Origin of the sequence: Allobosea sp., assembly GCF_036675845.1 — a bacterium.
GTDB lineage: Bacteria > Pseudomonadota > Alphaproteobacteria > Rhizobiales > Beijerinckiaceae > Allobosea.
The window spans coordinates 35392-46186 of record NZ_JAKFED010000204.1; the positions used below are offsets into that span (position 1 = coordinate 35392).

Consider the following 10795-nt stretch of genomic DNA (forward strand, 5'->3'; position numbering starts at 1 on the left):
AAGCCGCGCGCGCGGCCCATGCGGCAAACCCACTAACTGAAGCCATGCTCCGGCGCTAAGCCGGAGCATGCATCAAACCGTGCCGCTTTCCGACGCCCGGATCCGCCTGCGGCGACGGCTCGCCTTCGGCGGCATGGCGCTGGCGATGGTGATCTTCGGCGCGAACTTCGTCGTCAGCCGGCATGCCGTGCTCAACGGCCTGAGCTCGCATGACATGCTGGCGCTGCGCTTCGCCACGGCCGGCTTCCTGCTGCTGCCGACCTTCCTGGCCGGCGGCGTCGCCTCCTGCGGCGGCATCGGCTGGGGGCGCGGGCTGGCGCTTGTCGTGATGAGCGGCTTTCCGATGAGCTACCTGCTGATGACCGGCCTGACCATGGCGCCGGCGGCGCACGGCGCGGTGATCGGCCCCGGTATGGTCACGGTGATCGGCATCGTCGGCAGCGTCGTGCTGTTCGGCAGCAGATTGTCGCGCCCGCTCGTCATCGGCGTCTGCGCGGTTCTGGTGGGCCTGGCCTGCCTCGGGTTCGCAGGCACCAGGCACACCAATGCGACCATCCTGCTCGGCGATCTCTGCTTCCTCGGCGTCGGCCTGATCTGGGGTGGTTATCCGCTCCTGATCCAGCTCTGGCGTGTCGACGCGCTGAAGGCGACCGCCGTGGTCTCCGTCGTGTCGATGCTCTATCTGCCCGTCTACGCGCTGTTCTTCTTCCGCGGCTTCGATGTCGCGCCCTGGTGTGTGCTGCTGGCGCACGCCTTCAACCAGGGCGTCCTCAACATCATCTTCGGCCTGTGGATCTGGAGCTGGTCGACCCCGGTGCTGAGCCCGGCCGTGATCGGCCGTTTCCCGCCGATGATCCCGGTGGTGGGGACGCTGCTGGCGATCCCGGCGCTGGGCGAAATCCCGAGCGGCCTTCAGATCGGCGGCATCGCGATCATCATCGCCGGGCTTTTCGTCGCCTCATGGCGCCGACCGGCGGCGGGCGAGGTCCATCAGAACGAGGTTCCAGCCGATGCTGACGGCGAGGCCGAGCGCCAGCGCCGGCCATGAGCCCAGCGGCGGCGCGGCCAGATGCACGACCGCGAGCGCCGAGCCGAAGCCGAGAAACCCGATGGCGGCGTTGGCGATCACCGCCGCGGAGGCCGGCCCGCCGATGCGTGGCTGGAGAATGACGATCAGGCTGGAGAGCACGATCGGAACGCCGGCCATGACCCCCGACCAGGCCGGTCCGACACGGGCACTGACGGTGCTCGCGACCCCGGCCACGGTCGCGATCGCCGCGGCGCGAAGCGGGATCGCGAACCAGAGCCGCTTCGGCGGCACGGCCGGACGAGCCTCCAGATACGGCCTGAACAGCCGGTGCAGCAACAGGAAGGCCGGCGGCGTCAGCGCCAGCAGCAGGAGGAACGAAGGCTGGCCGGCGCGGAAGAGCAGGATGATCGCCGACCAGGCCAGCAGCGCCGCACCGAGGCTGACGGCGAGGCCGAAACGCTGCGCCAGCGGCACATAGGCGAGCAGGAAGCCGCCATTGGCGAGGTTCGTCGCCATGCCGGCAAGCGCGCTCCCGGCGATGAAGGCCGCGTCGTGCTCGAGCGCGAGGAAGACATAGACGGGCCCCGCCGAGATCGGCAGGGTCGCGATCATCGCCGCCAAAAACGGGCCGCTGCGCTCGGCGATGACCGAGCAGCCGACGACGATGCCGGCGGCGATCGCCATCTTGAGGCCGAGCACGACAAGCCAGGGCTCGATCACGCCGGTTCGCCCCGCTCCCAGCCCTGCTTGGTCTCGGCGATGAAATCGGCCAGCCGGCCAGCCGCGATCGCGGAACGCAGCCCGGCCATCAGCTCCTGGTAATAGGCCAGGTTGACCCAGGTCAGCAGCATCTTGCCGAGCATCTCCTCGGCCTTGACGAGATGGTGGAGATAGGCGCGCGAATAGGCGTTGGCCGCAGGGCACTTCGATTGCGGGTCGATCGGCCTGGTATCGTCGGCATGCTTGGCGTTCTTCAGGTTCATCCGGCCGAAGCGGGTGAAGATCTGGCCATGGCGCCCCGCCCGGGTCGGCATCACGCAGTCGAACATGTCGACGCCGCGGCTGACCGCCTCGAGGATGTCGTCCGGCGTGCCGACGCCCATCAGATAGCGCGGCTTCTCGCCAGGCAGATGCGGCTCGACCGTCTCGATCATCGCCAGCATCACATCCTGCGGCTCGCCGACCGCAAGGCCGCCGATGGCATAGCCCTTGAGATCCATGGCGGCGAGCTCGCGGGCACTCTCGACGCGCAGGGACGGCACCGCCCCGCCCTGGACGATCCCGAAAAGCGCCCTGCCCGGCTGCTCGCCGAAGGCCGCCTTGCAGCGCTCCGCCCAGCGCAGCGACAGACGCATCGCCTTCTCGGCCACCTTGTCCTCGCAAGGCAGGGCGACGCATTCGTCGAGCTGCATGACGATGTCCGAGCCGAGCAGGTTCTGGATCTCGACCGAGCGCTCGGGGCTGAGCATGTGCTTCGAGCCGTCGATATGCGAGCGGAAGGTGACGCCCTCCTCGGTCAGCTTGCGCAGATTGGCGAGCGACATCACCTGGAAGCCGCCGGAATCGGTCAGGATCGGGTGCGGCCAGTTCATGAACCTGTGCAGGCCGCCCAGCCCAGCGATCCGCTCGGCGCCCGGGCGCAGCATCAGGTGATAGGTATTGCCGAGCACGACATCGGCGCCGAGTTCCCTGACCTGCTCGGGATACATGCCCTTGACGGTCGCCGCCGTGCCGACCGGCATGAAGGCGGGGGTGCGGATGACGCCGCGCGGCATCCGGATCTCGCCGGTGCGCGCGGCCCCGTCACGGCCGAGCAGGTGAAAGCTGAAATCGGTTGTCATGTGCGCCGGACTAGCCCAGCCGGGCCGGCGGCGGAAGTGCAGCCTGCGCCGGGCAGGCGTGACGGCGCTGCCGGGCGGCCTGGGAATTCAGGCCCTCGCCGCGAAAGCGGCCGCATAGAGCTCCGGCTTGAAGCCGAGCAGCCGGCGCTCGCCGAGATCGAGCACCGGGCGCTTGATCATGGTCGGCTGCGCCAGCATCAGCGCGACCGCCTTGTCGGCATCCAATCCTTGCTTGTCCGCCTCGGGCAGCGCCCGGAAGGTAGTGCTGGCCTTGTTGAGCACCCTCTCCCAGCCGAGTTCGCGGCACCAGGCCTCGAGCCGCGCCCGGTCGATCCCGGCGGCGCGGTAGTCGTGGAATTCATAGGCGACGTGATTTGCGTCGAGCCAGCTCCACGCCTTCTTCATCGTGTCGCAGTTCCTGATGCCGTAGAGGGTGACCATTCGTCCGATCGCTCGCGCACTTCGTTGCAGCGCCCGCCGGGTGGCGGGCGCGCCTCGCGTCGCACGAGCCGTGACGCCGATCAAGCGATGCCGCCGGACCTTCCACCGCCGAGCGCCCAGCGCGCCAGATGGCGATGGCGGCTTTCGCCATGGATGCTGCGGATCAGCACGAAATCGCGCACCGTCCAGCGTAGCAACGGGATGCCCGTCTCCAGGAGCCTCTGCTCATCGTAGAGCAGCGTCAGATGCGGATCGAACGGCTGCTGGCGCTTTGGTGCGAGCCCAACGGCGGCCATCGCTCGCCTGAGTCCCGCCTGAAACCAGTTCAGCGCCGGCATGGTTTCGCTATGGGCGAGGACCAGAGACCGCTTGCGTGCCCCCTGGCTGAAGCTGATCGCATGGTCGAAGCCGACATCGAAGGGGCGGTAACGGACCTGGTCGCCGACAGCGATGAGCTTGGACAACACATCGTGCGGCGCTTCACCAGGGCCGCCGACGCCGCACAATGAGATGTGATAGCGGCTGGGATCGATGATTGTCCCGCGCAAGCCGTTTGATTGCCGCAGGTCGGCGGTGATCCCATCAATGGCCCTGGCCGGCCCGGCCTCTGGCACGATGGCGAAGAAATAGCGGTTGACCGGCTGCGTGGACGGATACCCGCCCGGTTCGCCCATGAACATTTGGCTCTCCCTCGGTTGACCTTCCCGCCAAACCAAAATTAGAACATATAGCGAACAAATGCAAGATCGCGACGGTCGCGCAAACGCCGTCGCTCACCCGGTCGGCATCCTCTCGAACTTCGACGAGGCGGGATCGAGATGGTCCCAGGCATGGCCCCGAACCGTAAAGGTCACGATTTGCGGGGAGTATCGGCCGGGATCGTCGAGACTGGCCGCGTGGATGGTGAACCGCTCCGGCGCTGCCGAGAAGGTCAGGTAGACCGGCGATCCGCAGATCGGGCAGAAGGCGTGGCTCTTCACATTGCCGTTGTCGGCGGCGACGTCCCAGGACTTTGCCTCGCCCTCGACTTTCACGGCCTGCCGGCTTCCGAAGGTCAGATAGGACCCATGCCCGGTGCCGCTGCGCTGCTGGCAGTGGCGACACTGGCAATCGCCCATCACCAGCGGCTCGGCGGAAATCTCGTAGCGGATCGCGCCGCAGGCGCATCCGCCGGTGTAGGCATCGCTCATCGTTCTTCTCCCATGGAATGAGGTGTCGGGTCATTGCTGCTGCGGGGCGGGCCGCGCCCACTCCGGGAAACGCCGGCTTAGGAAGCGCCGGCCTCAGGACCTGCGAGCGCTGCCGCCTCGTTCGGCGATCAGCCTGAGCCAGGGCCCCGCGTGGAAGGCGCTCATCAGCAGGTACATCGCGACCATGCCGCTCATCGGCGCGGCGCCCGGCGCGGTCGAACAGAGGACGGCCGGTTCACCGCCACCGAACACGGCCGTGAGCAGGCCCATGGTCGCAAAGGTGGGCGCGGCGGCAAGGCCCAGCCAGTCGGCCGCACCGAGAGGCGCCGCACCGCCGCTGTCATGACAATCCGCCATAGCCGGCCTAGCCCCTGCCGTATTCGTCATGACGACGCCACCAGGGACCGCTCGGCTCGTTGCGCCCCTTGGGAGCGCGGTCGAGCCAGGGATACATGCTCCAGATCCCGTCGACGCCGCGCGAATAGGTCGAGTAGGTGTGGTAGACGACGCCGTCCTCGATGGCGAAGGCGCTCATCCCCGGCCTGTCGCGCGTATAGGTCTGCATGTCGGTGCCGGTCATGGCCGCGAAGCTGGCCCTCGCCGAGGCGCCGTCGCCTTCCTTGCCCGAGCGCCATTCGAACGCCGGCTCACGCGCGAAATTGTACTCGATCGAGCCCTCGCGCTGCTGCTGCTCGGTGAACGAGACGTTGAAGTCGAAGCTGAACGAGCTGTCGGAGGACGAGGCCCAGGGGAAGGTCCAGCCCATGCGCTGCCTGTAGGCCTGCAGCTTCGCCAGCGGGGCCCGGGACACGGCCGTGAGCGAGACGTCATGGTTCGCCAGGTGCACGGCGATGCCATTGAAGCCGTCGGCGATCGCCGAGCAGGAGGGGCAGCCCGCCTTGTAGTCCGGCCCGAACATGAAGTGGTAGACGAGGAGCTGCGAGCGCCCGCGGAACAGGTCCGCCAGCGATGCGCTGCCTTCGTCGGTTTCGAAGCGAAACTCCTTGTCGATGCGGACCCAGGGCAGCTGCCGGCGTCGCCTTGCCAGGTCGTCATTGAGCCGCGTCAGTTCCTTCTCGGCCTTGAGCAGCTCGATCCGCGCCGCGAGCCATTCGTCGCGGGAGCCGGTGAGATGTGTCGTCATCGGTCTTCACTCCTGTCGTCTGATGTCCTTAGCCGCCCGTTCCGTGCCCGAAGCGGCGTCGCTGTTGGTGGTAGTCGCCGGGCGTGAGACGGTGGGAGTGACAAGTGTGGCGGGATTTGAATGGACTCGATGATCACGGCCGCGGCCCGCGCGCTGGCGACGGGCGACCTGCTCGGCGCGCTGAACCGGGTGGCGCTGCGCGAGGACCCGCCGGCGCTCGCCCTGCGCGGCATCGCGATGGCGCGGCTGGGCGATCTCGCCCGCGCCAAAACCCTGCTGCAGAAGGCGGCCCGGGCCTTCGGCGCGAAGGAGGCTGTTGCCCGTGCGCGCTGCATCGTCGCCGAGGCCGAGATCGCGCTGGTCTCGCGCGATCTCGGCTGGCCGGCGAAGGCGCTCGACGCGGCAAGGGCGACGCTCGAACGGCGCGGCGACTGGATGAACGCCGCACATGCGCGGCATCTCGAGGTCCGGCGCCTCGTCCTGATCGGGCGCCTCGACGAAGCCGAGCGCGCGCTCGCCGGGGTCGACCCGGCGCCCTTCCCGCCGGCGTCGCGAGCTGCTCATGAGCTCGTCGTCGCGGGGATCGCGATAAGGCGGCTGCGGATCAAGGAGGCCCGCGGCGCGCTGGCGCGGGCCAATAGCGCCGCGCGCCGGGCCGGCATCCCCGCCTTGCTGGCCGAGGTCGAAAGTGCCGCGTTGTTGCTGAGCACGCCCGCGGCGCGGCTGATCGCACGCGGAGAGGAGCGGCTGCTCCTGCTCGACGAGGTCGAAGCCCTGCCGGAATCGGGCGCGCTCGTCATCGACGCCTGCCGAAACGCCGTGCGGGAGGGAGGTGCCACAGTCTCGCTCGCGAGGCGGCCGGTGCTGTTTGCGCTCGCGCGCGCCCTGGCCGAAGCCTGGCCCGGAGATGTGCCGAGAGCCGCGCTCATTGCGAGCGCCTTCCGGGCGAAGCATGCGGATGAATCGCATCGCGCCAGGCTGCGCGTCGAGATCGGGCGGTTGCGCGCCGAACTGCGGGGGCTCGCCGAGATCAGCGCCACGGCGGACGGATTCGCGCTGGCGCCGCGCCGCGCGGCCGAGATCGTGGTGCTGGCTCCGCCGGTCGAGGAGCGGCATGGGGCAGTGCTCGCCTTCCTCGCCGATGGCGAGTCGTGGTCGAGCTCGGCGCTTGCGCTGGCGCTCGGGGCCAGCACGCGCACCGTGCAGCGGGCACTCGACTCACTCGCTTCCGCAGGCAAGGTGGGGGCGTTCGGGCGCGGGCGCGCGCGACGCTGGGTGACGCCGCCCGTGCCGGGTTTCCCGACAGTCTTGTTACTCCCGGCGCCGCTGCCGGGCGACTAGGATCGCGTCATGAAACGATCAGCAGCCGAAATCATCCGCGAATACGGCCCCTTCCCCGATGTCGAGAGCGTGGCCGGCGTCAGCTATGACGGCCAGCATGTCTGGTTTGCGTCCGGCGACCGGCTGAACGCGCTCGATCCCGAGAGCGGCAAGACGGTGCGCTCGCTCGACGTCGCAGCCGATGCGGGAACGGCCTTCGATGGCCGGTACCTGTTCCAGATCGCCGAAGACCAGATCCGAAAGATCGATCCGCAGACCGGCGACGTGCTCGCGACGATCCCGGCGCCCAGCGGCGGCAATTCGGGGTTGGCCTGGGCCGAGGGCACGCTCTGGGTCGGGCAATACCGCGACCGCAAGATCCATCAGATCGACCCTGAGACCGGCGCGATCCTGCGTACCATCGAATCGAACCGCTTCGTCACCGGCGTGACCTGGGCGCATGACGAGCTCTGGCACGGCACCTGGGAGAACGACGAGAGCGAGCTGAGGCGGATCGACCCTGACACCGGAGCAGTGCTGGAGCGGCTCGAGATGCCGGCCGGCGCCGGGGTCTCGGGGCTGGAATCCGACGGCGGCGACCGGTTCTTCTGCGGCGGCGGCCGCAGCGGAAAGCTGAGAGCGGTGCGCCGGCCGGCTCGCGGGCGCAGATAGCAGCCAGAAGGCGAGTCGCCCGGGCCGGGCCTTGGAATGCATCGAGAAGGCCTGCGGGCTCGATGAGGGCTTTCCGTGTTCAATGTGAGCGCCAAGCCGCGCTCCCAGGGGGGCCTAACGATCACATCCACTTGCATCCATTTGCCAAGATCGGGAGAACGGGCGACAAAGCAACCGCGAGGTGCGATGACAGTTCTCGAGCGCAACAACGTCCAGATCAATGGCGCCGGCGAGCGGACGATGGTATTCGCCCACGGATTCGGCTGCGACCAGAACATGTGGCGCTTCGTCGAGGCTGCGTTCCGCGGCCGCTTCCGCACCGTGCTCTTCGACTATGTCGGCGCGGGTCGCTCCGATATGACCGCCTACGACGCGAAGAAGTACGCCACGCTCGATGGCTATGCCTCCGACGTATTGGAGATAGGGCGCGAGCTGGAATTGAAGGACGCCATCTTCGTCGGCCATTCCGTCAGCGCCATGATCGGGGCGCTCGCGTCCATTCAGCAGCCTGAGATGTTCGGCGATCTGGTGATGGTCGGCCCTTCGCCGCGCTATATCGACGACACCGGCTATGTGGGCGGATTTAGCGAGGAGCAGATCGAGGGCCTGCTAGCGTCTTTGGCCGACAATCACATGGGGTGGTCGGCGGCGATGGCTCCCGCCATCATGGGCAATCCGGACCGCCCCGAGCTCGGGGAGGAGCTGACCAACAGCTTCTGCCGGACGGATCCGGAGATCGCCAAGCAGTTTGCGCGGGCAACTTTCATGTCCGACAACCGATCGGACCTCGGCAAGATCGCTGCCCGCACGCTAATCCTGCAATGCAGCGACGACATCATCGCCTCCGAGCAGGTCGGCGAATACGTTCACAAGGCGATATCCGGAAGCGAGATCGTCTACATCAAGGCCAGCGGGCATTGCCCGAACCTGAGCGCACCTCAGGAAGTGATCTCTGCGATGAACACCTTTGTTTGACGATCAGAACGAGGATCTTGAGGATCTGTATGAGAATGCCCCGTGCGGCTATCTCTCGCTGCGCCCGGATGGCCGCATAGCCAAGGTCAACCAGACGCTTTGCAAGTGGATCGGCCGATCTCCGGAGGACGTTCTCGGAAAGCGCCTGCGCGATTTGCTGAACATCGCCGGCAGCATCTTCTACGAAACGCATTTCGCACCCCTGCTCCGCATGCAGGGCTTTTTCGACGAAGTCGCGCTCGACCTCGTGAAAGGGGACGGGACGGTGCTGCACGTGCTCGCCAACGCTGCCGAGCGCCGAGATGAAGCCGGGAACGTGCTATTTACGCGGCTGACCATCCTTCGGGCCACCGAGCGCCGGCGATACGAACGCGACCTCGTCGACGCACAGGAAGCCGCGCGGGAGGCTCAACGGGGTCTCGCGGAGGCCAATGCCGCTCTTTCTGCCGACATGGCGGAGCAAATGGCGGAGCGGGTTGTCGAGAGGGAGACTGCGGTGCTGCGCGAGCAGTTCATCGCCGTGCTTGGACACGATCTTCGCAATCCTTTGGCGGCTCTCGCCGCCGGCAGGACCATCTTGGCGCAGACGCACGACGACCTGAAGTCGGTCCGCGTCCTGCGGCTTATGGGCGAGAGCGTCACGCGCATGAACGGGCTCATCGACAACCTCATGGATTTCGCCCGCGGTCGCCTTGGCGGTGGCATCGGCATCCAGCGCACAGCGGGCGAGCGGATCGAGCCGACGCTCGCCCAGGTCGTCAACGAGCTGCAGACCGCCCACCCCGATAGGCACATCGAAATGCGTTTCAGCCTCTCGCAGCCGATCGACGTCGACCACGCCCGCATCGCGCAGATGTTCTCCAATCTGCTTGGCAACGCCATCACCCACGGTGCCGAAGACCAACCGATCGTGGTCGAGGCGGCGGTGGACGACGGGCGTTTCGTGCTTGCGATCGCCAATGCCGGGGAGCCAATCCCGCAATTGGCGATGGATCAACTGTTTCAACCCTTTTATCGGGGCGACGTGCGGCCAAGCATGCAGGGCCTGGGGCTTGGGCTCTACATCGCCAGCCAGATTGCCGAAGCGCACGGTGGGCGGCTCGGCGTCAAGTCGGACGCCGAGGAGACGAGGTTCACTTTCCAGATGCCCTTGGAACCGACCGTGACTCAGACCGATGGCAAATGAGCGCTTCCGGCTGGTATCGCTGCAAAAGGCGGCGGTGGTGAACGCCGAGAGTAGCTTACGTCGAACTCTGGTATGATTTCGGCGACGTTCGGAGTGGCCTGAATCATTCCCTCGCGACCATGTTGAGTAGGTTGTCTCGGCCTACATGCTGAACAGAGATAATTGGGCGAAAACCGGGACTGGAAAGCTGGCGAACGAGGTAATCTTCGATCTCGGGGCCTGCCGCTTCAGCCGTAACCAGAAATGTCTCATCACGCACATCGCCCCATTCGACCGAGCGTAGCGCTGCGGCGGGATGGCCGTCAGGAATAGCAACGTAAACTCTTTCATCCCAAAGCGTCTCCGTCCTGCATCCAGGAAGACGGGGATGTCCGGGAATGAATGCAGCATCGAACCGTCCGCTTAGAACAGCGGCCGCACTTGCCTGCGCCGTTGCTTCCTCCAGCTTGATCTCGATCGATGAAAACCGGTCACGGAATGAGCCAAGCGATCAGCGAAAAAGCCGGTCGCCAAGGATGCCATAAGGCCGATACGAAGCTCACCAAAATGCCCCCGTTGAGCCATTGCCATCGAATCAACAGCCTGGCGAAGCTGACCAGCACCAATTGCTGCTTCGCGTATGAAGCGTTCGCCAGCCGTAGTCGGCCGCACGCCGGATCGCGTCCGCTCGAAAAGTGCAATCCCTATCCGGTGTTCAAGTAATTGGATGCGGCGACTGACTGTAGACTGCGAAAGATTGAGTGCATCGGCTGCACGTCGAAAGCTGCCATGCTCCACGGCGAGCATGGCATACTTGAGGTGACGCAGATCGAGAGACAGATCGGGCATAACACGCCGTTAGGTTCCGTCACGCGGTAAGGCTCGTTCGCGAGATGAAGGATCAAAGGCGTAATGAAGGCGAACGCAGCCTTGGTCGAGCGCGTTCGTTTCAAGCAAGCGTAGGCGCGTGCAAACTCCAGTAGGGGGAAAGAGTGGTCGTCCGCCGCCTATGAGTTC

The 10795-nt window shown here is 66.5% G+C and carries 14 protein-coding genes; 5 read left to right on the top strand and 9 right to left on the bottom strand.

The window, feature by feature from the left end:
- The first annotated feature begins 67 nt into the window (after positions 1-67).
- The gene (locus V6M56_RS21490; RefSeq protein ID WP_332686891.1) at positions 68-1048 is read left to right on the top strand and encodes a DMT family transporter; all 981 of its coding nucleotides are present in this window, start codon (positions 68-70) and stop codon (positions 1046-1048) included.
- Here V6M56_RS21490 and V6M56_RS21495 read toward each other — a convergent pair.
- From V6M56_RS21495 to V6M56_RS21525, 7 genes are all read right to left on the bottom strand, one after another.
- A complete protein-coding gene (locus V6M56_RS21495; RefSeq protein ID WP_332686893.1) occupies positions 959-1750 on the bottom strand; it encodes a hypothetical protein in 792 nt (263 codons plus the stop codon). The genes V6M56_RS21490 and V6M56_RS21495 overlap by 90 nt on opposite strands.
- A complete protein-coding gene (gene tgt, locus V6M56_RS21500) occupies positions 1747-2871 on the bottom strand; it encodes a tRNA guanosine(34) transglycosylase Tgt (protein ID WP_332686895.1) in 1125 nt (374 codons plus the stop codon). Before tgt ends, V6M56_RS21495 begins: the two co-directional genes overlap by 4 nt.
- Before the next feature lie 87 nt (positions 2872-2958).
- Positions 2959-3312: an ArsC family reductase gene (locus tag V6M56_RS21505; protein WP_332686897.1), complete on the bottom strand. Its 354-nt coding sequence runs from the start codon at positions 3310-3312 to the stop codon at positions 2959-2961.
- Positions 3313-3392: 80 nt separating this feature from the next.
- Positions 3393-3992: a 2'-5' RNA ligase family protein gene (locus V6M56_RS21510; RefSeq protein ID WP_332686899.1), complete on the bottom strand. Its 600-nt coding sequence runs from the start codon at positions 3990-3992 to the stop codon at positions 3393-3395.
- A gap of 93 nt (positions 3993-4085) precedes the next feature.
- Positions 4086-4502, bottom strand: a complete 417-nt coding sequence (locus V6M56_RS21515) for a GFA family protein (RefSeq protein ID WP_332686901.1) — start codon at positions 4500-4502, stop codon at positions 4086-4088.
- A gap of 93 nt (positions 4503-4595) precedes the next feature.
- Positions 4596-4889 (bottom strand): hypothetical protein, encoded by a 294-nt coding sequence (locus V6M56_RS21520; protein ID WP_442881208.1) that lies wholly within the window; start codon positions 4887-4889, stop codon positions 4596-4598.
- The gene (locus V6M56_RS21525) at positions 4867-5646 is read right to left on the bottom strand and encodes a DUF899 domain-containing protein (protein WP_332686905.1); all 780 of its coding nucleotides are present in this window, start codon (positions 5644-5646) and stop codon (positions 4867-4869) included. The genes V6M56_RS21520 and V6M56_RS21525 overlap by 23 nt, the downstream gene beginning before the upstream one ends.
- Positions 5647-5766: 120 nt before the next feature.
- Between V6M56_RS21525 and V6M56_RS21530 the strand changes: the two genes are divergently transcribed.
- The 4 genes from V6M56_RS21530 (at position 5767) to V6M56_RS21545 (ending at position 9799) form a co-directional block, all read left to right on the top strand.
- Positions 5767-6987 (top strand): helix-turn-helix domain-containing protein, encoded by a 1221-nt coding sequence (locus V6M56_RS21530; protein WP_332686907.1) that lies wholly within the window; start codon positions 5767-5769, stop codon positions 6985-6987.
- A 9-nt stretch (positions 6988-6996) separates the two neighbouring features.
- Positions 6997-7638 (top strand): Vgb family protein, encoded by a 642-nt coding sequence (locus V6M56_RS21535; RefSeq protein ID WP_332686909.1) that lies wholly within the window; start codon positions 6997-6999, stop codon positions 7636-7638.
- Positions 7639-7824: 186 nt separating this feature from the next.
- Positions 7825-8613 carry an alpha/beta fold hydrolase gene (locus tag V6M56_RS21540; protein ID WP_332686911.1) on the top strand — a complete coding sequence of 263 codons (789 nt, stop codon included), beginning with the start codon at positions 7825-7827 and terminating at the stop codon, positions 8611-8613.
- Positions 8606-9799, top strand: coding sequence for a PAS domain-containing sensor histidine kinase (locus V6M56_RS21545; protein WP_332686913.1), 1194 nt, complete (start codon positions 8606-8608; stop codon positions 9797-9799). The genes V6M56_RS21540 and V6M56_RS21545 overlap by 8 nt, the downstream gene beginning before the upstream one ends.
- A gap of 103 nt (positions 9800-9902) precedes the next feature.
- On the opposite strand, the gene V6M56_RS22665 is transcribed toward V6M56_RS21545, so the two are convergent.
- Both V6M56_RS22665 and V6M56_RS21550 read right to left on the bottom strand, forming a co-directional pair.
- On the bottom strand, positions 9903-10256 hold the full coding sequence (locus tag V6M56_RS22665; RefSeq protein WP_442881209.1) for a LysR substrate-binding domain-containing protein: 354 nt from the start codon (positions 10254-10256) through the stop codon (positions 9903-9905).
- On the bottom strand, positions 10202-10627 hold the full coding sequence (locus V6M56_RS21550) for a LysR family transcriptional regulator (protein WP_332686915.1): 426 nt from the start codon (positions 10625-10627) through the stop codon (positions 10202-10204). The genes V6M56_RS22665 and V6M56_RS21550 overlap by 55 nt, the downstream gene beginning before the upstream one ends.
- Positions 10628-10795 lie beyond the last annotated feature (168 nt).